21 protein-coding genes and 1 pseudogene are annotated in these 24692 nt (G+C 75.2%); 13 read left to right on the forward strand and 9 right to left on the reverse strand.

Features of this window, described 5'->3' with window-relative positions; all coding sequences use genetic code 11:
* Nucleotides 1–14: 14 nt before the first annotated feature.
* Nucleotides 15–821 (forward strand): SDR family oxidoreductase, encoded by an 807-nt coding sequence (locus ACWIX7_RS19690; protein WP_448618099.1) that lies wholly within the window; start codon nucleotides 15–17, stop codon nucleotides 819–821.
* Nucleotides 822–831: 10 nt separating this feature from the next.
* Here ACWIX7_RS19690 and ACWIX7_RS19695 read toward each other — a convergent pair whose 3' ends face one another.
* The 4 genes and pseudogenes from ACWIX7_RS19695 to ACWIX7_RS19710 form a co-directional block, all read right to left on the reverse strand.
* Nucleotides 832–1860, reverse strand: coding sequence for an NAD(P)/FAD-dependent oxidoreductase (locus tag ACWIX7_RS19695; RefSeq protein ID WP_448618100.1), 1029 nt, complete (start codon nucleotides 1858–1860; stop codon nucleotides 832–834).
* Between the two features lie 289 nt (nucleotides 1861–2149).
* A pseudogene (locus ACWIX7_RS19700) lies at nucleotides 2150–2215 on the reverse strand (hypothetical protein); the annotation flags it as partial.
* Between the two features lie 228 nt (nucleotides 2216–2443).
* Nucleotides 2444–3373 (reverse strand): diguanylate cyclase, encoded by a 930-nt coding sequence (locus tag ACWIX7_RS19705; protein ID WP_448618101.1) that lies wholly within the window; start codon nucleotides 3371–3373, stop codon nucleotides 2444–2446.
* A 145-nt stretch (nucleotides 3374–3518) separates the two neighbouring features.
* Nucleotides 3519–4502, reverse strand: coding sequence for a S1C family serine protease (locus tag ACWIX7_RS19710; RefSeq protein ID WP_448618102.1), 984 nt, complete (start codon nucleotides 4500–4502; stop codon nucleotides 3519–3521).
* A gap of 103 nt (nucleotides 4503–4605) precedes the next feature.
* Between ACWIX7_RS19710 and ACWIX7_RS19715 the strand changes: the two genes are divergently transcribed.
* Genes ACWIX7_RS19715 through ACWIX7_RS19735 form a run of 5 tightly spaced genes read left to right on the forward strand, consistent with a single transcriptional unit; the run spans nucleotide 4606 to nucleotide 10515 of the window.
* Complete coding sequence (locus ACWIX7_RS19715) at nucleotides 4606–6579, forward strand: alpha-amylase family protein (RefSeq protein ID WP_448618103.1); 1974 nt, start codon at nucleotides 4606–4608, stop codon at nucleotides 6577–6579.
* A complete protein-coding gene (locus tag ACWIX7_RS19720) occupies nucleotides 6576–7724 on the forward strand; it encodes a carboxylate-amine ligase (protein ID WP_448618104.1) in 1149 nt (382 codons plus the stop codon). Before ACWIX7_RS19715 ends, ACWIX7_RS19720 begins: the two co-directional genes overlap by 4 nt.
* Before the next feature lie 29 nt (nucleotides 7725–7753).
* The gene (locus ACWIX7_RS19725) at nucleotides 7754–8545 is read left to right on the forward strand and encodes an SDR family NAD(P)-dependent oxidoreductase (RefSeq protein ID WP_448618105.1); all 792 of its coding nucleotides are present in this window, start codon (nucleotides 7754–7756) and stop codon (nucleotides 8543–8545) included.
* 3 nt (nucleotides 8546–8548) lie between these two features.
* On the forward strand, nucleotides 8549–9832 hold the full coding sequence (locus ACWIX7_RS19730; protein WP_448618106.1) for an erythromycin esterase family protein: 1284 nt from the start codon (nucleotides 8549–8551) through the stop codon (nucleotides 9830–9832).
* Nucleotides 9832–10515 carry an alpha/beta hydrolase gene (locus ACWIX7_RS19735; protein WP_448618107.1) on the forward strand — a complete coding sequence of 228 codons (684 nt, stop codon included), beginning with the start codon at nucleotides 9832–9834 and terminating at the stop codon, nucleotides 10513–10515. The genes ACWIX7_RS19730 and ACWIX7_RS19735 overlap by 1 nt, the downstream gene beginning before the upstream one ends.
* On the opposite strand, the gene ACWIX7_RS19740 is transcribed toward ACWIX7_RS19735, so the two are convergent.
* Nucleotides 10512–11936: an NAD(P)/FAD-dependent oxidoreductase gene (locus tag ACWIX7_RS19740; RefSeq protein ID WP_448618108.1), complete on the reverse strand. Its 1425-nt coding sequence runs from the start codon at nucleotides 11934–11936 to the stop codon at nucleotides 10512–10514. The genes ACWIX7_RS19735 and ACWIX7_RS19740 overlap by 4 nt on opposite strands.
* 119 nt (nucleotides 11937–12055) lie before the next feature.
* Here ACWIX7_RS19740 and ACWIX7_RS19745 point away from each other — a divergent pair, with 119 nt between their 5' ends.
* The 7 genes from ACWIX7_RS19745 (at nucleotide 12056) to ACWIX7_RS19775 (ending at nucleotide 20240) form a co-directional block, all read left to right on the forward strand.
* On the forward strand, nucleotides 12056–12730 hold the full coding sequence (locus ACWIX7_RS19745) for an alpha/beta fold hydrolase (RefSeq protein WP_448618109.1): 675 nt from the start codon (nucleotides 12056–12058) through the stop codon (nucleotides 12728–12730).
* Nucleotides 12731–12778: 48 nt separating this feature from the next.
* Nucleotides 12779–13945 carry an ROK family protein gene (locus ACWIX7_RS19750; protein ID WP_448618110.1) on the forward strand — a complete coding sequence of 389 codons (1167 nt, stop codon included), beginning with the start codon at nucleotides 12779–12781 and terminating at the stop codon, nucleotides 13943–13945.
* A gap of 144 nt (nucleotides 13946–14089) precedes the next feature.
* Nucleotides 14090–15661, forward strand: coding sequence for a sugar ABC transporter ATP-binding protein (locus tag ACWIX7_RS19755; protein WP_448618111.1), 1572 nt, complete (start codon nucleotides 14090–14092; stop codon nucleotides 15659–15661).
* Entirely contained in the window at nucleotides 15658–16824 is a 1167-nt protein-coding gene (locus ACWIX7_RS19760; protein WP_448618112.1) for an ABC transporter permease, read from the forward strand. The genes ACWIX7_RS19755 and ACWIX7_RS19760 overlap by 4 nt, the downstream gene beginning before the upstream one ends.
* Nucleotides 16825–16926: 102 nt before the next feature.
* Nucleotides 16927–17985: a substrate-binding domain-containing protein gene (locus ACWIX7_RS19765; protein WP_448618113.1), complete on the forward strand. Its 1059-nt coding sequence runs from the start codon at nucleotides 16927–16929 to the stop codon at nucleotides 17983–17985.
* Between the two features lie 66 nt (nucleotides 17986–18051).
* Nucleotides 18052–19215, forward strand: a complete 1164-nt coding sequence (locus ACWIX7_RS19770; protein ID WP_448618114.1) for a Gfo/Idh/MocA family protein — start codon at nucleotides 18052–18054, stop codon at nucleotides 19213–19215.
* A gap of 17 nt (nucleotides 19216–19232) precedes the next feature.
* Nucleotides 19233–20240, forward strand: a complete 1008-nt coding sequence (locus tag ACWIX7_RS19775; RefSeq protein ID WP_448618115.1) for a sugar phosphate isomerase/epimerase family protein — start codon at nucleotides 19233–19235, stop codon at nucleotides 20238–20240.
* A gap of 148 nt (nucleotides 20241–20388) precedes the next feature.
* Here the strand turns inward: ACWIX7_RS19775 and ACWIX7_RS19780 are convergent, their stop codons facing one another.
* The 4 genes from ACWIX7_RS19780 to ACWIX7_RS19795 all read right to left on the reverse strand — a co-directional run bounded on the left by ACWIX7_RS19780 (nucleotide 20389) and on the right by ACWIX7_RS19795 (nucleotide 24678).
* Nucleotides 20389–20892 carry a plastocyanin/azurin family copper-binding protein gene (locus tag ACWIX7_RS19780; protein ID WP_448618116.1) on the reverse strand — a complete coding sequence of 168 codons (504 nt, stop codon included), beginning with the start codon at nucleotides 20890–20892 and terminating at the stop codon, nucleotides 20389–20391.
* A 312-nt stretch (nucleotides 20893–21204) separates the two neighbouring features.
* Complete coding sequence (locus tag ACWIX7_RS19785; protein WP_448618117.1) at nucleotides 21205–21705, reverse strand: hypothetical protein; 501 nt, start codon at nucleotides 21703–21705, stop codon at nucleotides 21205–21207.
* 105 nt (nucleotides 21706–21810) lie between these two features.
* A complete protein-coding gene (locus ACWIX7_RS19790) occupies nucleotides 21811–23430 on the reverse strand; it encodes a DEAD/DEAH box helicase (protein WP_448618118.1) in 1620 nt (539 codons plus the stop codon).
* A gap of 222 nt (nucleotides 23431–23652) precedes the next feature.
* Nucleotides 23653–24678, reverse strand: a complete 1026-nt coding sequence (locus tag ACWIX7_RS19795; protein ID WP_448618119.1) for a GlxA family transcriptional regulator — start codon at nucleotides 24676–24678, stop codon at nucleotides 23653–23655.
* Nucleotides 24679–24692 lie beyond the last annotated feature (14 nt).

Below are 24692 nucleotides of genomic sequence, written 5' to 3' on the forward strand. Positions count from 1 at the left end.
TCTAGCGTCGGGCCATGACCGGACCCGCACCCCGCATCGCCATCGTCACCGGCTCCGAGTCGGGCATCGGCCGGGCCACCGCCGTGGCCCTCGCCGAGGCCGGCTGCGACCTCGGGATCACCTGGTACCGCGAGCGCGAGGCCGCCGAGGCCACGGCCGAGGAGGTGCGGGCGCTGGGCCGCCGCGCCGAGGTCCGGCACGTCGACCTCACCCGGCTGCCGCAGGCCGCCGACGTCGTCGACGAGCTGGCCGAGGCCCTCGGCGGGGTCGACGTCCTGGTCAACGACGCCGGCACCGGGCACATGTCGACGGTCCTCGACACCGACTTCGCCACCTGGCGGGAGGTGCTGGCCACCGACCTGGACGCCGCGTTCCTCTGCCTGCAGCGGGCCGCGCGCCGGATGGTCGCCGCCGGCCGCGGCGGGCGGATCGTCAACGTCACCAGCGTCCACGAGCACCAGCCGCGGGTCGGCGCGGCCGCCTACTGCGCGGCCAAGGGCGGGCTCGGCCTGCTCACCCGGGTCGCCGCGATCGAGCTGGCCGAGCACGGCATCACGGTCAACGCGGTCGCGCCCGGTGAGATCGCCACCCCGATGACCGGCCAGGAGGACGAGGACCCGACCGCCCCCGGGCACGAGCGGCCCGGCGTCCCGCTCGGCCGTCCCGGCGACGCCCGCGAAGTGGCCGCCGTCATCGCCTTCCTGGCCTCGCCGGAGGCCTCCTACGTGACCGGGACCTCCTACGCCGTGGACGGCGGCATGCTGCAGATGGGGCCGATGGCCGGCTCGCACCTGACCTCCGACGACTGGCGCCGCCCCTGAGCGGCGCCGCTCAGCCGGTGAGCAGCTCCAGCAGCTGGCCCCGGTCCGGGCCGGGGGGAACCGGTGGCGGCTCGCCGGCGTGGGCAGCCAGCCGCTCGGCCATCCCGGGGCGTGCGAGCACCTCGTCGGGCGTCGCCAAGCAGGTGACCGTCTCCAGCAGCGCGCGGTAGGCGTCGGCGTCGTACGCGGCGGCGGTCAGCAGGCCGGTGCGGGCCGGGTCCGGCGGCGGGGGCTCGCGGCCGGCGCGGAGGGCGTCCATCTCCGCGATCCGCGCCCGATCGGCGGCCAGCTGGGTGCGGTAGAAGGGCGCCACCTCGCGCTCGGTGAGCTCGTCGAAGGCCCGCGCCAGCTCGACCGGGTCGTCGAGCGACGCCCGCACCACGGCGCGCAGCAGTTGGGCGTGCACCGCACCGACCGAGATGCCGCGCCCGGCCGAGGGGTTGGTGCACGCCCAGGCGTCGCCCACGGCGAGGAAGCCGGTCACCACCGGGACGCCGTCCACCACCAGGCGGCGGTAGCGGTCGAGCACGCCGGCCATCGCCAGCACGCCGGTGATCGGCTCCCCGTCCAGCCAGTGCGCCTGCCGCGGACACGCGGCGACCACCCGGTCGAACACCGCCGGCTCGCGCAGCGCCTTGAGCGGCGCGTCACGGGTGGGCCCGAACACCGTGACCGACCAGGTGTCGTTGTCCCCACCCAGCGTGATGAGCGAGATGCTGCCGACCGGGGCCAGCTGGGGACCCAGCCGCCGCGGCTGCTCGGGGCCGGTGAAGTAGCGGGTGTAGTAGACGAAGCCGCTGGTCTGGCTCTCCGGCCGGGCGGGGCGGGCGTCCAGCTCGGCCAGCCAGTCCGCGCACGGCGAGCGTCGCCCGGTCGCGTCGACCACCAGGTCGGCCGCGAGCTGGTCGCCGGTGTCGGTGCGCACCCCGGTGACGTGCGGGACGCCGGGCAGCGCCGAGGGGCCGGTCACCAGACCCGCGACCCGGGCGCCGCGGCGGACCCGCAGCCGCGGGTGTCCCTCCGCAGCAGCCGCGACCACCGCCTCGGTGACCGGTCGCCGGCCGGTGACGAAGCGGAAGCGGCCGGGGTGCGCGGTCCGCGATCGACGGCGGCAGCGACTCCATGTAGTCGACCCGGACGCACCCGCCGTCGGCGAGCCGCTCGGTCAACCCGGGCAGCTCCCGGTCGACCACCTGCCGGAAGCGGGAAGAGGGTGTGCGGCTGACGGAACTGGGCGACCCCCACCCGCCGCCAGCCGTCCCACGCCTCCACCGGCCTCGGCGGGGGGCGGCGGGGTCCGGCTCGAGGACCGTCACCTCGTGCCCGTCCTCGGCCAGCATGAGGGCCGCACACAGACCGATGACCCCGCCGCCGCACACCACGATCGCCGCCATGCCGCCTCCCGGGTCCCCCGGGGACGCTGCCACCGGGTCCGGGGAGCGGACAGGCCGGAAGCCTCCGCGCGGACGGCGGTGTCGCGACCCGCCGCGGTGCGACGCCGGTCGTGTCGACCATGGGCTCGGTGCGACCCCGGACGGCGTGTCCTCGCATGTCGCCGACGACGACCCCGTGACCAACCGCTGCTGGTGGTCGTCGCTCCGCGTCCGGAGGACGGCGCGGCGTCAGGCGCCGCGGTTGCGGCGCTTCTCGCGGTACAGGTCGGCGTCGGCGCGGACCAGCAGTTCGGCGAGGGTGTCACCGGGCCCGGCGGTCGCCGTCCCGGCCGACCAGGCCGCGGGGTGGGCGGCGCGCAGCCGGGCCAGGAGGTCCGCGGCGCGAGCGGCGTCGGTGCCGGGCAGGCTGAGCACGAACTCGTCGCCGCCGTAGCGGCCCAGCAGGTCCGACAGCCGCAGCCGCGCGCTCCACGCGGTGGCCAGTTCCTGCAGCAGGGCATCACCGGCGCGGTGACCCGCCTGGTCGTTGACCGCCTTGAAGTCGTCGAGGTCGATGAGCACCACCGTGAACGGCTCGTCGCCGCGCAGCGCGTGCGCCAGGCCGCGGTCGGCCGCCGCCTGCCAGGCGCGCCGGTTGGCCAGCCCGGTCAGCGGGTCGGTGGCCGCGGCCCGGTGCAGGTCGCCGGAGATGCGCGACTGCACCTCGGTGAGGACGACGACGGTGACCACCGCGGTCAACCACAGGGGCAGGTACCCGGTGGGCGCCGCGGCGACGGCGCCGGCCGTGGTGAGCACCAGCAGCACCCCGACGTGGGCGCGCGCCGCCCAGCGGGGGAAGAAGTGCCCGCTGAAGACGCCGACCGACACCATGGCCGGCCCCAGCCCGACGATCCCCACCGCGGTCGCCGCGCGCCAGGTGAGCAGGCCCAGCGCCGCGGAGGCCACCAGGACCGCTGCGTGCAGCAGCCACGGCTCCGGCCGGTCGCGGCGCAGCCAGAGCACGACCGACCCGGCGGCGGCCAGCCCGGCCAGGCCCCACAGCAGCGCGACCGGCGACCGGTCGGACACCGGCACCAGCGCCCCCACTGCGCACAGCACCGCGCCCACCGCGTAGAGCAGTGCGAGCAGCGCGATGCCGCCTGGTCGCAGCGTGTGCATGGATCCCCCGTCCGTCCGGGCCAGGATCAGCTGCCCGGACGAACCACCGCAGCGCTGCGTGACCGACCCGACCCGATGGGGGGAGGCACCACCGCCCGTGCGGGCGACACCGGGTCTCACACCGTCGTCCCTCCGGTACGCAGGGTCACCCCCCGGTGAGCTCGGTGGGCACGGTGATGACGTCGACCATCGCGCCGCGGCGGTGCACGGTCACCGGCAGCGGCCGGCCGATCGCCTCGTCGAACAGCAGCCGCTGCAGGCTCTGCGCCTCGGCGACCGGCCGCCGTCCGGCCTCGAGCACCAGGTCGCCGGCCTTGAGCCCGGCCCGGTCGGCCGGCGACCCGGGCACGACGTCGACGATCCGCAGCCCGCGCCGCCGCCCGGTGCGCTCGGCCAGCGCCGCCGGCAGCGGAGCGGGCGTGCTCACCAGGCCGAGGTAGGCGCGGCGCACCCGGCCGTCGCGCACCAGCGCGTCGACGATCCGCCGGGTGGTGTCGTTGACCGGCACCGCCAGGCCCAGCCCCCAGCCGGCGACCGCGGTGTTGACCCCGACCACCCGGCCGGCGGAGTCGGCCAGCGCCCCGCCGGAGTTGCCCGGGTTGAGCGCGGCGTCGGTCTGGATGACGTCCTCGACCACCCGGGCGGTGCGCCCGTCCCGGGTGGGCAGCGACCGGCCCAGACCGCTGACCACGCCCGCGGTCACCGAGCCGGCCAACCCGAGCGGGTTGCCGACCGCGACCACCAGCTGGCCGACCCGCAGGGTCGCGGCGTCCCCGAGTTGCGCCGGTGGGGGAGTGGCGCCCCGCGCCCGGACGACGGCGAGGTCCGACAGCGGGTCGGCGCCCACGACCTCGACCGCGGTCTCGCTGCCGTCGGCGAAGACCGCCCGCCCTGCGCGGGACCGCCCGACGACGTGGGCGTTGGTCAGCATCAGCCCGTCCCCCGGGACGACGACCGCCGAGCCGGCCCCGCCGCCACCCCCGGGCGCGGTCACCTGCAGCGCGGCGACGTGCGGGGTGAGCTCGGCGGCGACGGCGGTGACGACCCGCGAGTAGGCGTCCAGCGCCCCGTCGTCCACAGCCTCGCCGTCCACATGGCCGGAGGTGTCCGGCTCCGGCAGCACGCCCATGGCGCACCTCCTCGATTACGCGATTACAACGCCAGTGAACCCCCGTGCGGACGCCTGTGGGAGCGGTCATGCCGTGGGCGAACGGCGGCCCGATACTGGCGCGGTGACGATCCCGGCGACCGCCCGCCGAGCTGCGGCGGAGCAGGCGTGGCAGCGGCTGCGGCCCGAGGTGGCGGCCGAGGCCGTCGCGGCCCTGGGCCCGGCCGAGGGCGACGCGTTCCTCGCCCGCGCCGACCTCGCGCTCCACGACGTCCACGAGCCGCTGGCCGCGCTCTACGGGGACGCGGCCGACGAGCTCCTCGCCCGTGCGCTGCGCGCCGCCCTGGCAGCCGCGGTCGAGCGACCCGAGCAGCTGCGCCGCATCGACCGGCGCCGCGAGGTCGACCCGGCGTGGTTCCAGCGCTCCCGCGTGCAGGGCTACGTCTGCTACGTCGACCGGTTCTGCGGCACCCTCGACCGGCTGCCGGAGCACCTCGACCACCTCGCCGAGCTCGGCACCACCTACCTGCACCTCATGCCGCTGCTGCAGCCGCGGCCGGGGGAGAACGACGGCGGCTACGCGGTGATGGACTACCGCGCGGTCGACCCCCGGCTGGGCACGATGGCCGACCTCGAGGACGTCGCCACGGCCCTGCACGACCGCGGCATGGCGCTGTGCATCGACCTGGTGCTCAACCACACCGCCCGCGAGCACGCCTGGGCGCAGGGCTGGCTGGCCGGCGACCCCGCGTACGCCGGCTTCTACACAGCCTTCCCCGACCGGACGCTGCCCGACGCCTACGACGCGACGATCCCCGAGGTCTTCCCCGACCGGGCGCCGGGCTCGTTCAGCTGGGTGCCGGAGGCCTGCGGCGGTGCGGGCGGCTGGGTCTGGACGACGTTCTGGCCGTACCAGTGGGACCTTGACTACGCCAACCCCGAGGTCACCCTGGCGATGCTCGGGGAGATCACCTGGCTGGCCAACCGCGGCGTCGACGTCTTCCGGATGGACGCCGTGCCGTTCATGTGGAAGCGGCTGGGCACCAGCTGCCAGAACCAGCCCGAGGGGCACAGCCTGCTGCAGCTGCTGCACGCGCTGACCCGGCTGGCCGCCCCCGGCGTCGTCTTCAAGGCGGAGGCGATCGTCTCGCCCGACGACCTCGTCGGCTACCTCGGCGGGCACGACCGCTACCGGCCCGAGTGCGAGCTCGCCTACCACAACCAGCTCATGGTGCTGCTCTGGAGCAGCCTGGCCACCGGCGACATCCGGCTCGCGCGGCAGTCGCTGCGCCGGATGCGGCCGGTGCCGCCCAGCGCCACCTGGTGCACCTACGTGCGCGGCCACGACGACATCGGCTGGGCGCTCGCCGACGAGGACGCCGCGGCGGTCGGCGTGGACGGCTTCGCGCACCGCCGCTTCCTCAACGACTTCTACGCCGGCCGCTTCCCCGGCTCCTTCGCCCGGGGCGCGCTGTTCCAGGAGAACGAGGTCACCGGCGACGCCCGGGTCTCCGGCTCCGCCGCGTCCCTGTGCGGCATCGAGGCCGCGCTCGAGGACGGCGACGAGGCCGCGCTGGACGCCGGGGTCCGCCGCCTGGTGCTGCTGTACTCGGTCGTCTACGCCCACGGCGGCATCCCGCTGCTGTACATGGGCGACGAGCTGGCGCTGCGCAACGACCCCGGCTACCTCGCCGACCCCGCGCTCGCCCCGGACAACCGCTGGATGCACCGCCCGCCGATGGACTGGGACGCCGCCGCCCGGCGCCGCGACCCGGAGACCCTCGAGGGCCGGGTGTGGCGGGAGATCCGCCGGCTGGGCGAGGTGCGCCGCGCGCAGCTGGCGCTGCGCGGCGGGGTCGAGTCGGCGGTGGTGGACGCCGGCAGCGACGCGGTCCTGGTCTGGCGGCGCAAGCACCCGCGCAGCGGCGCCTTCGTCGGCCTGGCCAACTTCTCGCCGTCGCCCCAGGCCGTGGACGCCGACACCGTCACCGGCTTCGGCAGCTTCGAGCAGGTGCACGGCAGCGACGGCGTCCTCCCGGTGCGCGACGGGCAGGTCGTCGTCCCCGGCCTCGGCTTCGCCTGGTACGCCGAGCCGTGACCGGGCCGACTGGGTCTCCGGCCCACCCACCGCCCCCGACCACCGCGGGGGTCACCGTCGGTGTCGAGGAGGAGTTCCACCTCGTCGACCCCGACACCCTCGCGCTCACCCCGAGCACGACGGTCGTGCGGGCCGCCCTCGCCGGCGACGCGGGGGAGCACGTCCACCCCGAGATCGTCACCACGCAGCTGGAGACCTCAACCGGGATCTGCACCACGCTCGCCGAGCTGCGCGCCCAGCTGGCCGCCACCCGCGCCGAGGCCGCGGCGGCCGCCGCCCGGGACGGGCTGGTGCCGTTCCCCGCCTCCACCCACCCCTTCGGCACCTGGCGCGAGCAGCGGATCACCGGCGCACCCCGGTACGAAGCGATGGTCGAGCGCTGGGGCGGGCTGGCCGACCGGCAGGACATCTGCGGGTGCCACGTCCACGTCGGCGTCCCCGACCTCGGGACGGCGGTGGCGGTGATGGACCGCGCCCGCCCCCACCTGCCGGTGCTGCTCGCGATGACCGGCAGCTCGCCGTTCCACGACGGCGCGGACACCGGCTACGAGTCCTGGCGCACGCTGTGGTGGTCGCACTGGCCCAACGCCGGGCCGCCGGAGCCGATGGGCACCGAGCAGCGGTTCCGCGAGGTCCTCGACGGGCTGGTGCGCTCCGGGGTCGTCGAGGACGGCCGGCACCTGTACTGGGACGTGCGGCCGTCCGCGCGCTGGCCGACGCTGGAGTTCCGGCTGGCCGACGTCTGCACCGACCTCGACGCCGCCGTCCTGCACGCCGCGCTGGTCCGCTCGCTGGTGCGGGTGCTCGCCGGTCGCGCGGAACGTGCCGAGCCGGTCCCCGAGGTGGGCCCCGAGCTGTTGCGCGCCGCCCGCTGGCGGGCCGCCCGCGACGGGTTGCGCGGTGAGTTGTTCGACCCGGTGCGTGGCGAGCCGGTCGCCGCGCGGGACGCCGTCGACGCACTGGTCGCCGAGCTCGCCGACGACCTGCGCGCGCACGGCGAGGAGGACGCCGTCGCCGCGCTGCTGGACCGGCTGTGGGCGCACGGCACGTCGGCCACCCGGCAGCGGGACACCTGGGCCGCGACCGGCGACCGCCGCGCGGTCGCCGCCGCGGTCGTGCGGGACGGCGCCGGCGGCACCGGGTGAGACGAGGTCTCCCGGGGTAGGGGGCGGCCATGACCGAACCGCGTCCCCTCGCCCTCGTCACCGGCGCCTCGAGCGGCATCGGGCTGGAGCTGGCCCGCCAGTTCGCCGAGCACGGCTTCGACCTCGTGGTCACCGCCGAGGACGCCGAGCTCACGACCGCCGCCGAGCAGCTGCGCACCACCGGCACCGCGGTGCAGACGGTGCAGGCCGACCTGCGGACCGCCGAGGGCGTGCAAGCCGTGTACGACGCGGTGACCGCCACGGGGCGCCCGCTGGCCGCGGCGGCGCTCAACGCCGGTGTGGGCAGGGGTGAGCCGTTCGTGGACAACCCGCTCGAGGACGAGCTGGCGATCGTCGACCTCAACGTCCGCTCGACCGTCGTCCTGGCCAAGTCGGTGCTCCGGGACATGGCCGCGCGCGGCGAGGGCCGGGTGCTGTTCACCTCGTCGGTCGCCTCGACCATGCCCGGGCCGTACCAGGCGGTCTACAACGCCTCCAAGTCCTTCGTGCAGTCGTTCGCCGAGGCGCTGGCCACCGAGCTGCGCGACACCGGGGTGACGGTCACCTCGCTGATGCCCGGCCCCACCGACACCGAGTTCTTCGAGCGCGGCGACCTCATGGACACCCGGATCGGCCAGGGCCCCAAGGACGATCCGGCCCAGGTCGCCAAGCAGGGGTTCGAGGCGATGATGGCGGGCGAGACCAAGGTGCTCGGCGGCTCGCTGCTCAGCAAGGCCCAGGCCGTGGTCAACTCGGTGCTGCCGGACCGGCTCAAGTCCGCCGGCCACGCGAAGATGGCCGAGCCCGGGGGCGCGGAGTAGGCCATGACCGGCGTCCGGGACCTGGCGCTGCCGCTGCGCGACCCCGCCGACCTCGACCCGGTGCTCGAGCGGGTCGGCGACGCGCGCGTCGTGGCGATCGGCGAGGCCAGCCACGGCACCTCCGAGTACTACGCCTGGCGGGCCGCGCTGACCCGCCGGCTGATCACCGAACGCGGCTTCGGGTTCGTCGCGGTGGAGGGCGACTGGCCCGACTGCTACCGGGTCAACCGCTCGGTCAAGCTGCGGCCGGGTGCCGACGCCGACCCGTGCGACGCCCTCGACGCCTTTTCCCGCTGGCCGACGTGGATGTGGGCCAACGACGACGTCGTCGACTTCTGCCGCTGGCTGCGCGACGTCAACGCCGGGCGCCCGGCGGACGAGCGGGTCGGCTTCTACGGCCTGGACGTCTACAGCCTCTGGGACTCGATGCACGAGCTCGTGGACTGGCTGCGGGAGCACGAGCCCCAGCAGGTGGAGACCGCGCTGCGGGCGCTGCGCTGCTTCGAGCCCTTCGGTGAGGACGGCGCCGAGTACGCCTTCGCCTCCCGCTTCGCCCCGACCAGCTGCGAGCAGGCCGTCGTCGACCTGCTGCGGCACCTGTGCGAGGAGCGCGGGCGGGCCGAGGCCGACGACGACCCCGAGGCGCGCTTCTCCGCCGAGCAGAACGCCGCCGTCGTCGTCGACGCCGAGCGCTACTACCGCGCGATGGTGCAGGGCTCGGCCGAGTCGTGGAACGTGCGCGACGTCCACATGGTCGACGTCCTCGACCGGCTGCTCGCCCATACGGGGGACAGGGCCGTCGTCTGGGAGCACAACACGCACATCGGCGATGCCCGCGCCACCGACATGGCCGACGCCGGGATGACCAACGTCGGGCAGCTGCTGCGGGAGCGCCACGGCGTCGACGACGTCGTCCTCGTGGGCTTCGGCGGGTACCGCGGCGGCGTCATCGCCGGCAGCGCGTGGGGCGCGCAGATGCAGCGGACGCCAGTGCCCGAGGCCCGGCCCGGCAGCCTGGAGGCGCTGCTGCACGAGGAGGTCGGCCGCGACGCGCTGCTCGTCTGGTCGCGTGACGGCTCCCGGCCGGCCGAGCTGGACCGGCGGCTGGACCACCGGGCGATCGGCGTGGTCTACCGGCCCGAGCGGGAACGGTGGGGCAACTACGTGCCGACCGTGCTGGGGGAGCGCTACGACGCCTTCCTGTACCTGGAGGACACCTCGCCGCTGCAGCCGCTGCACCTCGAGCGGGCCGACGAGCACGTGCCGCCGCTGGCGCACGCGGTCTGATGGCGCTCCGGCACGCCGCAGAGGGGCGGCTCGGCGCCCGGCCGGTGACCGCGCCCGCCGCGGTGCCGTACCCGCCGGGGGTCCGCACGCTGGAGCTCGGACCGCACGCGCAGGCGCAGCTCGTCGTCCCCGACGGGCCACCCCGGCCGCGGCCGCTGCTGGTGTTCTTCCACGGCGCGGGCGGGACGGCGGCGCAGTCCGTGGGTCTGGCCGGGGACCCGGCCACGGCCCGCGACGCGCTGGTGCTCGCGCCGTCGTCGGTCGCCGCCACCTGGGACCTCATCGCCGGCGGCCTCGGCCGGGACGTCGCGGTGCTCGACGCCGCCCTCGAGCAGGTCTTCGCCCGCCAAGCGGTCACCGGGGTGGCGTTCGGGGGCTTCTCCGACGGCGCCTCGTACGCGCTCAGCCTCGGGCTGGCCAACGGGGACCTCGCCGAGGCGGTGCTCGCCTTCTCGCCGGGGTTCGCCGTCCCGCCGCGGCGGGTCGGCCGGCCGCGGATCTGGATCTCGCACGGCACCGACGACCGGGTGCTGCCCGTCGCGCGGTGCGGACGGCGGCTGGCCCGCGAGCTCGGCACCGGCGGGTACGACGTCACCTACGAGGAGTTCGACGGCGGCCACGTCGTCCGGCCCGGGGACGTGACCGCCGCCCTCACCCTCTGGCTCGGCGAGCCCGGCCGTTAGGCGGACCGGCGCTCGGTCAGGTCCGTCTCCGGGGCGGTCGCGTCCTTGGGGCCGCCGGTCTTGGAGACCGCGAAGCCGGACCCCAGCGCTTCCAGCGCCAGCCGCCCGTACACCTGCTGCTGGGTGGCCACCCGCTCGGCGCGGCCGCGGCCCAGGAAGCTGACCATCCAGTGCAGCACCGCGGTCAGCCGGCTCTTGAAGCCCACGATGTACATCAGGTGCACGACCAGCCACAGCACCCAGGCGAAGAAGCCCTCGAACTTGAGGTTCTTGATGTCGGCGACGGCGGAGAAGCGGGAGATCGTCGCCATGTTGCCCTTGTCGCGGTAGTGGAACGGGCCCTGCGGGTGCTTGCCGGCGATCCGTCGCTGGATCGCCTCGGCGGCGTACCGCCCACCCTGGATCGCGACCTGGGCCACGCCGGGCAGCTTGTCCAGCGCCATCATGTCGCCGACGACGTGCACCTCGGGGTGCCCGGGCAGGGTGAGGTCGGGCAGCACGTTGATGCGGCCGGCGCGGTCGATCTCGGCCCCGGACTGCTCGGCGAGCAGCCGCCCCAGCGGGCTGGCCTGGACGCCGGCTGCCCAGACCTTCGTGGCCGCCTGGATGCGGCGGACCTGCCCGTCGCGGTCCTTGACCTCCAGGCCGTTGGCGTCCAGGTCGGTGACCATCGCGCCGAGCTGGACCTCGACGCCGATCTCGTTGAGGTGCCGGCGGGCGCGGTCGCCGAGCTTCTCGCCGAACGGCGGCAGCACCTGCGGGGCGGCGTCCAGCAGGATCACCCGGGCCTGCGTCGGGTCGATGTGGCGGAAGTCGCGGCGCAGGGTGCGGTGGGCCAGCTCGGCGATCTGGCCGGCCATCTCCACGCCCGTCGGGCCGGCGCCCACCACGACGAAGGTGAGCAGCCGGTCGCGCTCTGCCGGGTCCGTGGCGAGCTCGGCGAGCTCGAAGGCGCCGAAGATGCGGCCGCGCAGCTCCAGGGCGTCGTCGATGCTCTTCATGCCGGGGGCGAACTCGGCGAAGCGGTCGTTGCCGAAGTAGGACTGCCCGGCGCCGGCGGCGACGATCAGCTCGTCGTAGGGGTGCACCGTGGTGCGGCCCAGGATGGTCGAGGTGACCGTGCGGGCGGCCAGGTCGATGTCGGTGACCTCGCCGAGGACGACGCGGGCGTTCCGCTGGTGCCGCAGGATCTCGCGGGTGGCCGGTGCGATCTCGCCCTCGGAGAGGATGCCGGTGGCCACCTGGTACAGCAGCGGCTGGAACAGGTGGTGGCTCGTCTTGCCGATGACGGTGACGTCGACGGGGGCCCGCCTGAGCGCCTTGGCGGCGAACAGCCCACCGAAGCCGGAGCCGACGATGACGACCCTGGGCCGACCGGACGAGGAGGCGCCGACGGGGTCGGCCACAGGTGATGTCGTCATGATGAATCAGTCTCCCACCTCGGTGTCCCCGGGGCGCGGACGCCTCGGAGCGATCCAGCTCACAGTCCGCCGTCCTACCCGCTGGTGAACAGCTCACGCGGCTGCGGTAGACCGGTTCGGTGCCGAAACCCGGACCCCGGCCGGTCCTCGTCCCCGGACTCGGGCTCGACGAGCGCTCCTCGGCCCGGCTCCGAGAGCTGGTGCCCGCCGACGTCGTCCTGCTGCCGGGGATGGGGTTGCCGGGGCCGGTGCCGTCGCTCGAGGAGCTCGCCGCCGGGCTGCGTGCCCGACTCGGCGAGGGGCCGGTGCTGCTGGTCGGCCACTCGCAGAGCTGTCAGGTGGCCGCCGCCGCGGCCGGGGACCCCCGGGTCGCCGGGCTCGTGCTGCTCGGGCCCACCACCGACCCACGGCTGCGGTCGGCCGCGGGGCTGGTCCGGCGGTGGGCGGCGACGGCGGTCGGCGAGCGGTGGCCGCGCGCGCTGCTGGCGCTGCCGCAGTGGCGGCACACCGGGCCGCGGGCCATGCGGCAGCTGTGGGCCGTGGCCTCACCCGACCGGATCGACGCCCGGCTGAGGGTGGTCCGGGTGCCGGTGACCGTCGTCCGCGGCACCCGCGACCGGCTCTGCCCGCACGACTGGGTCGCGGCCGTGACGGCGGCTGCGCCGGACGGCCGGCTCGTCGAGATCCCCGGGGCGGCCCACCTGACCCCCATGACCCACCCGGAGCAGGTGGCGGCGCTGCTCCGCGAGGCGGCCGGCCGGACCGGGGCAGGAGGGCTCCGACCTGGTGCCTGATGGGCTGGGACACCCGGGCGGGTGGCCGCTGCGTGACACGATGTGCTCGTGGCCCACTCCTCCGCCTCGGCCGGCGCGCTGCTGCGGCACGTCCGCACCGGCCGCGCGTGCAGCCGGGCCGAGCTGGTCGCGCTGACCGGCGCCTCGCGGAACACCGTCAGCGCCCGCGTCGACCAGTTGATCGCGGCCAACCTGCTCGCCGAGGGCGGGCGCGGCTGGAGCACCGGCGGCCGGCCGCCGACCCTGCTGCGGTTCAACAGCCGCGCCGGGTGCGTGCTCGCGGTGGACCTGGGGGTGACCAGCGTCGACGTCGCCGTCACGGACCTCTCGGCCGAGATCCTGGCCACCATCGGCCACCCGATCGACATCGCCGACGGCCCCGGCCCGGTATTGGCCGAGGTCGACCGGCTGGCCCAGCTGGTCCTCGCCGAGGCCGGTCTGGAGCCGGACGACGTCTGCGCCGTGGGCGTCGGCGTCCCCGGGCCGGTGGAGCACTCCAGCGGGCGCCCCTCCCACCCGCCGATCATGCCGGGCTGGCACGACTATCCGATCCCCAGCGCGTTCGGCCGCTACGAGTGCCCGGTCTACGTCGACAACGACGTCAACGTCATGGCGCTCGGGGAGATGGGCGCCGCCGGGTCGGTGCAGGACGTGCTAGTGGTCAAGGTCGGCACCGGCATCGGCTGCGGCGTCATCGTCGACGGCCGGGTCTACCGCGGGGCGCAGGGCAGCGCCGGGGACATCGGGCACATCTACGTCAGCACGCCCGACGGGCGGGTCGTGACCTGTCGGTGCGGCCAGGAGAACTGCCTGGAGGCGCTCGCCGGCGGTGGCGCGCTGCTGCGCGACGCCGTGGCGGCGGGGCTGCCGGTCGGCACCACGCGCGAGGTCGTGGAACGCGCGGCGCAAGGCGACGGCGCGGCGATCGAGCTGGTCCGCGAGGCCGGCCGCACGATCGGCACGGTGCTCGCGGCGCTGGTCAACTTCTTCAACCCCCACCGCATCGTCATCACCGGCGGCGTGGCACAGGCCGGCGTCCCGCTGCTGGCCGGGATCCGCGAGTCGGTCTACCGGCGCTCGATGCCGCTGGCCGCACGCGCGCTGGAGATCACCGTCAGCGCGGCTCCGGAGCTCTCCGGCCGGGTCGGCGCCGCCCTCATGGCCATCGAGGGGTTCCTCGACGAGGAGTCCGTCGAGCAGGCCCTCGCGAGGTGACACCGCGGTCCTGAGGACCGCAGTGATCGCACATCTCGTTTCGGCAACCCCCGCTGCGTGGCCTTGACCACATGCCACGACGGCCTTATGTTCTCGCTTCAGCCGACTAATGGTCAGGGTTGAGCAGAAGTCTGGGTGGTGCCGATGTCCTCGTCTCCGTCGCCGTCGAGTGGACCTCCGCTGCTGGAGGTGCACGGCGTCGTCAAGTCCTTCCCCGGTGTCCGGGCGCTCGACGGCGTCGACCTCGACGTCCGCGCGGGGGAGGTGCACTGCCTGCTCGGCCAGAACGGCGCCGGCAAGTCGACCCTCATCAAGGTGCTGGCCGGGGCGCACCAGCCCGACGCCGGCCGGATCAGCTGGCGCGGCGAGCCGGTGCGGCTCACCGACCCGCAGGCGGCCATGTCGCTCGGGATCGCGACGATCTACCAGGAGCTCGACCTGGTCGCCGGCCTCACCGTCGCCGACAACGTCTTCCTCGGCCGGGAGCACGCGCGGCTGGGCGTGACCCGGCCGTCCTCGGCCAACCGCGCCGCCGCACGGCTGCTGGAGCGCCTCGGCCACGCCGACATCCGGCCCACCGCCGAGGTCGGCTCCCTGTCGGCGGCCGCCCAGCAGATGGTCAGCATCGCCCGGGCCCTCTCCCAGGACGCGAAGCTGATCATCATGGACGAGCCGTCGGCCGTCCTGGACAGCGAGGAGGTCGAACGGCTGTTCACGGTGATCCGCGACCTCACCGCGCACGACGTCGCCGTCGTCTACATCTCCCACCGGCTCGAGGAGATCCGCGAGGTCGGCGACCGGATCACCGTCCTCAAGGACGGCCGCACCGTCGCCACCGGCCTGCCCGCCCGCGAGACCGCCACCCGCGAGGTCATCACCCTGATGACCGGCCGGGACATCGAGTACGTCTTCCCCGAGCGGCGCGAGCACCCCGACCCCGACGCCGCCCCGCTGCTCGAGGTCGAGGGGCTGGGGCTGCGCGGCTCCTTCGCCGACGTCTCCTTCACCGTCCGCCCCGGCGAGGTCGTGGGCCTCGCCGGCCTGGTCGGCTCCGGCCGCTCGGAGATCCTCGAGACCGTCTACGGCGCCCGCCGCCCGACGTCCGGCACGGTCCGGGTCGGCGGACGGCGGCTGCGCCCGGGGGACGTCGCCGCCGCGGTCGCCGCCGGTGTCGGCCTGGCCCCCGAGGAGCGCAAGAGCCAGGGCCTGCTGCTGGGGGAGTCGGTCGCCCGCAACATCAGCCTCTCGAGCCTGGCCCGGTTCACCCGCGCCGGCTTCCTCTCCCGGTCCGCCGAGGGCGAGGCCGCCCGGCAGCAGGTCAGCGCACTCGAGGTCCGGCCGGCCGACGTCGACCGGGAGGTGCGGACGCTGTCGGGCGGCAACCAGCAGAAGGTCGTGCTGGCCCGGTGGCTGCTGCGCGACTGCCAGGTGCTGCTGCTCGACGAGCCGACCCGCGGCGTGGACGTCGGCGCCCGGTCGGAGATGTACGCGCTGATCCGCGGGCTGGCCGACCGCGGCGTGGCCGTCGTCGTGGTCTCCAGCGAGATCCCCGAGGTGCTCGGCCTGGCCGACCGGGTCCTGGTCATCGGTGACGGCCGCGTGCTGGCGGAGGAACCGGCCGGCGCGCTCGACGAGCACCGCGTGCTCGACCTGGTCATGGAGGACGCGGCCGCCCACGGCGCCGCACACGCACAGCGCGAAGGGGACGTGGCATGAGCAGCACGACCGTGGCGACGGGGACGGACGCTCCCCGGCAACCCTCCGGCACGGCGGGGCGCCGCAGCGGGCCGGGGTTCCTCGCCGGTCCCGTGGGCCGCAACCTCGGCCTCGTCGTCGCCCTGGCGGTGCTCTGCATCGTCGGCACCGCCACCGCCCCCGACCGGTTCCTCGCCGTCGACAACGTGCTGACCATCCTGCGGCTGGCCGCGGTGATCGGCGTGGTCAGCGTCGGCATGACGTTCGTGATCATCGGCGGCGGCATCGACCTCTCGGTCGGCGCGATCGTGGCGCTGTCCTCGGTGTGGGCGACGACGCTGGCCACCCAGGCGATGGCGGCGGACTTCCACTGGATCGTCATGGTGGTCACCGCGCTCCTGGTGGGCGCCGGCTGCGGGCTGGTCAACGGGATCGTCATCGCCTACGGCAAACTCGTGGCCTTCATCGCGACGCTGGCCATGCTCGCGGCCGCTCGCGGCCTGGCCGAGATCATCGCCAACCGGCGCACCCAGATCGTGCAGGACCGGGACTTCCTCGCCTTCTTCTCCGGCGACGTCCTCGGCGTCCCGACCCTGGTCATCATCTTCGCGCTGGTCGCCGTCGCCGGGTGGGTGCTGCTCAACCGGACGACGTTCGGCCGGCGCACCTTCGCCGTCGGCGGCAACGCCGAGGCCGCGCGGCTGGCCGGCATCCGGGTGCAGCGGCACACCATGTGGCTCTACGTGCTCTCCGGCGTCACCTGCGGCATCGCCGCGGTCATGCTCATGGCGCGGACGACCACCGGCAGCTCCACCCACGGCACGCTCTACGAGCTGGACGCGATCGCCGCGGTGGTCATCGGCGGCACCCTGCTCATCGGCGGTCGCGGCACCATCGTCGGCACCGTCCTCGGCGTCCTGATCTTCACCACGCTCGGGAACGTCTTCACGCTGAACAACCTGTCCAGCTCCGCCCAGGCGGTCGCGCGCGGCGTGATCATCGTCGTCGCCGTCCTGCTGCAGATGCGGCTGGCGACCGGCTCGTTCAGCCTCGGCCGGCTCGGCCGCGGCTCGGGCGCCGGCAGCCCGCCCGCCCCGGCCGGCGCGGCCGGCACGGTCTCCGGCGGCGCGACGCCCGGCGGTCCCGGCGGCCCCGCGCCCGGCGCGACGACCGACCGCCCCTGACGCGGTCCGGGGGGACGGCACCCGTCCCCCCGGACCGGCACCACCCGCACGACCCACCACCTGGCCTACGACAGCCAGGGAGGCGATCACCGAGGAGAGAACATGTCTGCAGCGAGGCAGCGCCCGTTCCGTCGTGTCACGTCGACCGCGCTCGCCGTTCTCGGCGCCGGCGTCCTGGTCGCCGGCTGCACGAGCAACACCCCCGAGGCCTCCGGCGGCGGGGGCGGCGGTGGCAACGAGGCCGCCACCGCCAACGACGAGCCCGGCGAGACGGTGCGCATCGGCTTCTCCGCGCCGGCCGCCGACCACGGCTGGATGGCCGGCATCAGCCAGGCCGCGCAGGCCGAGGCCGACCGCTACGAGGACGTCGAGCTCTCCGTCGCCGAGGGCACCAACGACGTCAGCACCCAGATCAGCCAGGTCGAGACCTTCATCAACGAGGGCGTCGACGCGATCGTGCTGCTGCCCTTCGACGGCGCCGCGCTGACCCCCGTCGCCCTGCGGGCCATGGAGGCCGGCATCCCGGTCATCAACGTCGACCGCGAGTTCAACAGCCCGTTCGCCGCCCAGGCCACCGTCCTCGGCGACAACTACGGCATGGGCGTCTCGGCCGGCCAGTACATCTGCACGCAGCTGGGCGACCAGCCCGACGCGGTCGTCGCGGAGATCGCCGGCATCGACTCGCTGCCGCTGACGCAGGACCGCAGCCAGGGCTTCGCCGACGCGCTGGCCGAGTGCGGCCTCAACGTGGACAACCGGGTGGCGGCGGACTTCACCGTCGAGGGCGGGGAGCGGACCGCGGCCAACCTGCTGCAGGCCGCGCCGCAGATCGACGCCATCTGGAACCACGACGACGACCAGGGCGTCGGCGTCCTGGCCGCCATCAACAACGCCGGCCGCGACGAGTTCATCATGGTCGGTGGCGCCGGGTCGGCCAACGCGATGCGTGAGATCCAGGGCGGCCAGTCGGTCCTCGACGCGACGGTCATCTACCCGCACACCCAGGCCGCGGACGGGATCGCGCTCGCCCGGCTGATCGTGCAGGGCAAGAGCCTGTCCGACCTCGCCTCGCAGGGGGTGCCGCAGCGGATCGTGCTCGACGCCCCCGTCGTCACCGCGGACAACGTCGACCAGTACATCGACGCCGCGTTCGAGTCCTGACCCGCTGACACGCCGGTCGCCGGGGGACGGCGCGCCGTCCCCCGGCGGCTCCGGTGAGGAGACCGCATGCCCCCGACCCTCGGCGTCGGCCTGATCGGCTACGCCTTCATGGGCGCCGCGCACTCGCAGGCCTGGCGCACCGCCCCCCACTTCTTCGACCTGCCCGTGCGTCCCGAGCTCACCGTGCTGGCCGGCCGGGACGCCGTCCGCGTCGCCGACGCCGCTGAGCGCCTCGGGTGGTCGTCGGTCGAGACCGACTGGCGCCGCGTGCTCGAGCGTGACGACGTCGACCTCGTCGACGTCTGCACGCCGGGCGACACCCACGCCGAGATCGCGATCGCCGCGCTCGAGGCGGGCAAGCACGTGCTCTGCGAGAAGCCGCTGGCCAACTCGGTCGCCGAGGCCGAGGCGATGACCGAGGCCGCCGCCCGCGCCGCGACCCGCGGCGTCCGGTCGATGGTCGGCTTCACCTACCGCCGCGTCCCGGCCATCGGCCTGGCCCGGCAGCTGATCGCCGAGGGCCGCCTCGGCGAGATCCGGCACGTGCGCGCCCAGTACCTGCAGGACTGGATCGCCGACCCGGCCGCCCCCATGTCGTGGCGGCTGGAGAAGGAGAAGGCCGGCTCGGGTGCGCTCGGCGACATCGGCGCGCACATCGTCGACCTCACCCAGTACGTCACCGGGCAGCGGCTCACCGGGGTCAGCGCGCTGCTGGAGACCTTCGTCAAGGAACGTCCGTTGCCGGCGTCGGCCGGGTCGCTGTCCGGCGTCGCCGGGGAGGGCATGGGCACGGTCACCGTCGACGACGCCGCGGTCTTCCTCGGCCGGTTCGACGGCGGGGCGCTGGCCAGCTTCGAGGCGACCCGGTTCGCCCTCGGCCGCAAGAACGCCATCCGGATCGAGGTCAACGGCTCACGCGGCAGCCTGGCCTTCGACTTCGAGGACATGAACGTCCTGCACTTCTACGACGGCGACGAGCCGGCCACGACCGCGGGCTTCCGCCGCATCGTCGTCACCGAGCCCGAGCACCCCTACGTCGGCGCCTGGTGGCCGGCCGGGCACGGCCTGGGCTACGAGCACGGCTTCACCCACCAGGTCGTCGACCTGGTCACCGCCATCGCCAAGGGCGAGGACCCGACGCCGTCCTTCGCCGACGGGCTGCAGGTGCAGCGGGTGCTCGACGCCGTCGAGCGCAGCGCCGCCGCCCGCTCCGTCTGGACCGAGATCTGAACCAGGAGGACCCCGACATGCCCCGTCCCGTCACCCTGTTCACCGGCCAGTGGGCCGACCTGCCCTTCGAGGAGGTGGCGCGGCTCGCCTCCGAGTGGGGCTACGACGGCCTGGAGATCGCCTGCTGGGGCGACCACCTCGACGTCGAGCGCGCCGCGAACGACGACGCGTACGTGCAGGAGCGCCTCGCCCTGCTCGACAAGTACGGCCTGAAGGTCTGGGCCATCTCCAACCACCTCAACGGCCAGGCCGTCTGCGACGACCCGATCGACGAGCGGCACCGCGGCATGGTGCACCCGCGCGTCTGGGGGGACGGCGACCCCGAGGGCGTCCGGCAGCGGGCGGCGGAGGAGATGAAGACGACCGCCCGGGCGGCCGCGAAGCTCGGGGTGGACACCGTCGTCGGCTTCACCGGGTCGAAGATCTGGAAGACCGTCGCGATGTTCCCGCCGGTGCCCGAGTCGATGATCGAGGACGGCTACGCCGACTTCGCCGCGCGCTGGAACCGGATCCTCGACGTCTTCGACGAGGTCGGCGTCCGCTTCGCGCACGAGGTCCACCCGTCGGAGATCGCCTACGACTACTGGACGACGGTGCGCACCATGGAGGCCATCGGCCACCGCGAGGCGTTCGGGCTGAACTGGGACCCGAGCCACTTCGTCTGGCAGGACCTCGACCCGGTGTCGTTCATCTGGGACTTCAAGGACCGGATCTACCACGTCGACTGCAAGGACGCGAAGAAGCAGGTGGGCAACGGCCGCAACGGCCGGATGGGCTCGCACCTGCCCTGGGCCGACCCGCGGCGCGGCTGGGACTTCGTGTCCACCGGTCACGGCGACGTCCCGTGGGAGGCGTGCTTCCGGATGCTCAACACCATCGGCTACGACGGGCCGATCTCGGTCGAGTGGGAGGACGCCGGCATGGACCGGCTGGTGGGCGCCCCCGAGGCGCTGGCGTTCGTGCGCCGGCTGGCCTTCGACCCGCCGGCGGCCGCCTTCGACGCGGCGTTCGCCAGCGGCAACTGATGGGCCGGGAGGTGGACGGCGGTCCGGGGGGCCCGCCGTCCACCTCCCGGAGTTCGGTGGCCCCTGGGGGTGGGAGGCCTCCCGTCCTCCCCGCCCCTCGGAGGCTCGGGGCGGCGCCCTGGACGGGCCGGGGGCGGGGGGTCCTCGCTCAGGCGCCGACCGTGATCGGCGTCTCCATGCCCGCGGCGCGGTGGCTGCCGACCGAGCAGTAGAGGACGTAGTCGCCCTCCTCCAGGTTGACCGTAAGGGTGGCCGACTGACCCGGCTGCAGGACCTCGGTGGCCGCGACGTCCTCGCCGTCGCGCTCCACGACGAAGTCGTGCGGCATGCGGCCCTCGTTGACGACCTCGAAGGTGTACGAGCCGGCGGAGTAGGAGTCTTCCGAGAGCTCGATGAACATCTCGCCCTCGGTGACCGAGACCGTCTCGGCCTCGGCCTGCGCAGGGGAGCTCGCGGCCGACGAGGAGGGCGCCGCGGACGACGTGCTCGCCTCCGCGCTGCTGGAGGGCGCGGCGGCCGAGGTACCGGCGGCGGGGGTGTCCACGGCCTCGGCGTCCGCGGAGCACCCGGCGACCAGGCCGATCCCGGCGGCCAGGACCATCGCGGCGGCTGCCGTGCGGTGGGAGCGGGCGAGAGCGGGCGGATGGGGCACGCGGACCTCCTCGGGACGACGGCGACGCCGCCCCGACGGCGGATCCCCGTTGCCCCGCGATGCTGCAGGGGTCAAGCACTCCGGGGAACCCCTCGACCCGGGGGTCACGACGACGCGGGCACTCCCGTCACGCTCCGGCACCAGGCGACCACGGTGGTGCGACGTCCCGGGGCGACCGGACGGCGCGGCTCCTCCCGGCCCCGGATCGGTGCGCAGCGGCCGGATGAGCCCCTGCGCGGGCACCGGATCGTCGGCCGGGGTGTCCCTGCGGGCTGACGCACGGGGCCGGGGGAGACCCCGGCCCCGTGTCCGTCAGGCGGCGCGCTCGGCGGCCCTGGCGACCTTCTTGTTGGCCTTGGTCAGGGTCTTCGCGGCCTTGCGCACCCGGCGCGGCTCCCGGTCGATCGTCCCGCGGGTGAGCAGGCCGATGCCGATGCCGAGCAGCCACACGTCCTTGGCCACCGTCAGCCCCTCCTGGGTCGGCGCCAGGCTGCCCGGCTTCCGCATCCCGGGGGTGTTCAGGTAGAGCCCCAGCAGCCCGCCGGAGAAGGCGGTCAGCGCCGCGCCGGCCACGGCGGTGGGCACGAACGGCGTCAGCAGTGCTGTCCCGACGGCGATCTCGCTGTAGGCCAGCACCTTGACGAACGTCGCCGGGTCGACGCTCTTGAGGAACGGGTAGGTGCCGGTGGCGAAGCCGTGCAGGCCGGCCGCGGTGCCCTCGTCGGCGCCGCGCTTGCCCAGGCCGCTGTTGAGGATGAACGCGCCGGCCGAGATGCGGGGCGCGATCTCGGAGAGGGTGATGGGCAGTGCCATGGTGCTCCTCGCTGGTCGCGGACGGTCAGGACCTGGCCTGGCCCTGGTCGAACGGTCCAGTGCCCATCAGCCGGGGCGTCAACCGTCGTTGCCGCCCCGGCCCGGTCAGCGCCCGCCGCGGCGGGCGCGTCCGCTGAACGACGCCGCCGAGTGCGTCCCGGCGCGCGCCGCGAGCTCGGCCCGGGTGCGCGCCGGACCCGAGGTCCGGCCCTGGCCGCGGGCGGACGCCGTCCCGCCGCCGGAGGCGGTGCCGGCCTGGCCGGTGGAGCGGCCGGAGCCGCCCCCGGACCGGCGGCGCCGGCCGCCGCCCTGGCCCTGCGGCTGGGGCTCCGGCGCGGGCGCCGGCTCGACGTGCGGGGCGGCCGGTCCGGTCAGCGCGCTGATCTGCGCCGCGCCGGGGCGGACGGCGCTCACCGTCGGGGTGATGCCGGCCTGCCGGGCGAGGGTGCGCACCTCACCGGCCTGGTCGGGGGTGGAGACGGTGACCACGGTGCCACCGGCGCCGGCCCGGGCGGTGCGGCCCGAACGGTGCAGGTAGGCCTTGTGCTCGGCCGGCGGGTCGACGTGGACGACGAGCTCGACGTCGTCGACGTGGATGCCGCGCGCGGCGATGTCGGTGGCGACCAGCACCCGGGTGCTGCCGTTGCTGAACGCCTCGAGGTTGCGCTCGCGGGCGTTCTGGCTGAGGTTGCCGTGCAGGTCGACGGCCGGGACGCCGGCCGCGGTGAGCTGCTTGGCGAGCTTCTTGGCCTGGTGCTTGGTGCGGGTGAACAGCATGCTGCGGCCCAGACCGGAGGCCAGCTCCCGGACGACGGCCGGCTTGTCCGCGGCCTCCACCCGGAACACGTGGTGGGTCATGGTGGACACCGGCGCGACCGCGGGGTCGACCGAGTGCGTCGTGGGAGCGGACAGGTAGCGCTTGACCAGCACGTCGACGCCGTTGTCCAGGGTGGCGGAGAACAGCAGCCGCTGGCCGGTCGCAGGGGTGCGGTCCATCAGCCGCTTGACGCCGGGCAGGAACCCGAGGTCGGCCATGTGGTCGGCCTCGTCCAGGACGGTGATCTCGACGGCGGAGAGGTCGCAGTGGCCCTGGCCGATGAGGTCCTCCAGCCGGCCGGGGCAGGCGATGAGGACGTCGATGCCGCCGGCCAGCGCCTGCACCTGCGGGTTCTGCCCGACGCCGCCGAAGACGGTGGTCGCCCTCATGCCCAGCGCGCGGGCCAGCGGGTCGACGACGGCGAGCACCTGGTTGGCCAGCTCGCGGGTCGGCACCAGCACCAGCGCGCGCGGCCGCCTCGGCTGCCGGCGGCTGTCGGAGGCGGCCAGCCGGGCGACCAGCGGCAGGCTGAAGGCCAGCGTCTTGCCCGAGCCGGTGCGGCCGCGGCCGAGCACGTCACGCCCGGCGAGGGTGTCGGGCAGCGTGGCCACCTGGATGGGGAACGGCGCGGTGATGCCGCTGGCGGCGAGCACCTCGACCAGCGGGGCGGGGACGCCGAGGTCGGCGAAGGTGGCGTCGGTGGGGAGCGTCGCCGGGGTGGTGGGGTGGGCGGACGACATGGCGTCGTCCCCCACCGGTACGACGGGCGAGCCGGCCGGGACGACGGCAGCCTCCGCCGTCGGCTGCTGCGCCTGGGCGGTGTCGGGGCGGGCGCCCCGGCCGCGGCCGCCGCGACGGCGCCGGCGGGCGCCCTCGGGGGCGGCGGTGGAGGGGTCGTGCGGGGTCATGGGTGTTCCTCGGTGCTCGGTTCGCCGTCGGGCGACCCGGCACGAGCGCACCAGCGCCCCCGCGCAGGGCAGGGACGGGTACCGCATCGTCGGCGGGACGTCGGACAGCCGGGCGCGCCGGGGTGGCGCTGCCACAGCCCGACGTCGAGTCCCGCGCCCCGGATGGGCAGCAGGGCGGCGCCGGTACTGCTACTCAACCAGACGCGGCGCTGACCTGTGCCGTCAGACGGGGGAGTGTCCGGTCACACCGCCGCCGCGGTAGCTGCGCCGGTAGGTGCCCGGCGGGACCCCGATGGTGGCCCGCAGGTGCTGGCGCAGCGACGCCGGGGTGCCGAAGCCGGCGTCGGCGGCGACCCGGTCGATCGGCGCGTCGGTGGACTCCAGCAGCTGCCGGGCGAGGGCCAGTCGCTGCCCCGCCAGCCAGCGCAGCGGCGAGAGGCCGGTCTCGTCGCGGAACCGGCGGGTGAAGGTGCGCACGCTCATCCGCGCGTGTGCGGCGAGGTCGGCGAGCGTCAGGGGTTCGCCGAGCCGCTCCACGGCCCAGGCGCGGGTGGCCGCCGTCCCGTGGTCGCCCACCTCGGGCAGCGGCCGCTCGACGAACTGGGCCTGGCCGCCCTCCCGCCACGGGGCGACGACGTTGCGCCGGGCCACCCGGTTGGCCACCTCGCCGCCGTGGTCGCGGCGGACCAGGTGCAGCAGCAGGTCGATGCCGGCGGCGTTGCCCGCGGAGGTCAGCACGTCGCCGTCGTCGACGAAGAGCACGCCGGGGTCGAGCCGGACGGCGGGGAACAGGCGGCCGAAGGCCCCGGCGTGCATCCAGTGCGTGGTGGCCGGGCGCCCGTCGAGCAGGCCCGCGGCGGCGAGCACGAACGCCCCGGTGCAGATCGACACCAGCCGCGCGTGCCCGGCGGCGGCCCGCAGCGTCCCGCCGAGACCGTCGGGGAGCGTGCCGTCGGTCATCGCCGGCCCGCCGTACACCCCCGGGACGACGACCGTCCCGGCGGAGGCCAGCAGCGAGGCGTCGTGCTCGGGGGTGATCGAGTAGCCGGCCGAGGTGCGCACCGGGCCGCCGTCGAGCGTCGCGACCCGCACGCGGTAGAGCCGGTGGCCGTCGGCGTCGACGGCGGACTCCAGCAGCCGGTGCGGCAGGCCGAGCTCGAAGGCGATGGAGCCGGGCAGCGCCAGGACGGCGACGTCGTGGGGACGGGCCGGAGTCGGGGTCGGGCCAGAGCTCGGGCCTGGGGTCATGGCCGGATCCTTCC

It is taken from the genome of Geodermatophilus sp. URMC 65, from assembly GCF_053502545.1.

What these genes read in the sequence shown, in the direction of transcription:
- ACWIX7_RS19690 (WP_448618099.1), top strand. Translation starts at nt 15, where the DNA reads ATGACCGGACCCGCACCCCGCATCGCCATCGTCACCGGCTCCGAGTCG.
- ACWIX7_RS19705 (WP_448618101.1), bottom strand. Translation starts at nt 3,373, where the DNA reads ATGCACACGCTGCGACCAGGCGGCATCGCGCTGCTCGCACTGCTCTAC.
- ACWIX7_RS19710 (WP_448618102.1), bottom strand. Translation starts at nt 4,502, where the DNA reads ATGGGCGTGCTGCCGGAGCCGGACACCTCCGGCCATGTGGACGGCGAG.
- ACWIX7_RS19725 (WP_448618105.1), top strand. Translation starts at nt 7,754, where the DNA reads ATGACCGAACCGCGTCCCCTCGCCCTCGTCACCGGCGCCTCGAGCGGC.
- ACWIX7_RS19730 (WP_448618106.1), top strand. Translation starts at nt 8,549, where the DNA reads ATGACCGGCGTCCGGGACCTGGCGCTGCCGCTGCGCGACCCCGCCGAC.
- ACWIX7_RS19735 (WP_448618107.1), top strand. Translation starts at nt 9,832, where the DNA reads ATGGCGCTCCGGCACGCCGCAGAGGGGCGGCTCGGCGCCCGGCCGGTG.
- ACWIX7_RS19740 (WP_448618108.1), bottom strand. Translation starts at nt 11,936, where the DNA reads ATGACGACATCACCTGTGGCCGACCCCGTCGGCGCCTCCTCGTCCGGT.
- ACWIX7_RS19755 (WP_448618111.1), top strand. Translation starts at nt 14,090, where the DNA reads ATGTCCTCGTCTCCGTCGCCGTCGAGTGGACCTCCGCTGCTGGAGGTG.
- ACWIX7_RS19760 (WP_448618112.1), top strand. Translation starts at nt 15,658, where the DNA reads ATGAGCAGCACGACCGTGGCGACGGGGACGGACGCTCCCCGGCAACCC.
- ACWIX7_RS19765 (WP_448618113.1), top strand. Translation starts at nt 16,927, where the DNA reads ATGTCTGCAGCGAGGCAGCGCCCGTTCCGTCGTGTCACGTCGACCGCG.
- ACWIX7_RS19770 (WP_448618114.1), top strand. Translation starts at nt 18,052, where the DNA reads ATGCCCCCGACCCTCGGCGTCGGCCTGATCGGCTACGCCTTCATGGGC.
- ACWIX7_RS19775 (WP_448618115.1), top strand. Translation starts at nt 19,233, where the DNA reads ATGCCCCGTCCCGTCACCCTGTTCACCGGCCAGTGGGCCGACCTGCCC.
- ACWIX7_RS19785 (WP_448618117.1), bottom strand. Translation starts at nt 21,705, where the DNA reads ATGGCACTGCCCATCACCCTCTCCGAGATCGCGCCCCGCATCTCGGCC.
- ACWIX7_RS19790 (WP_448618118.1), bottom strand. Translation starts at nt 23,430, where the DNA reads ATGACCCCGCACGACCCCTCCACCGCCGCCCCCGAGGGCGCCCGCCGG.
- ACWIX7_RS19795 (WP_448618119.1), bottom strand. Translation starts at nt 24,678, where the DNA reads ATGACCCCAGGCCCGAGCTCTGGCCCGACCCCGACTCCGGCCCGTCCC.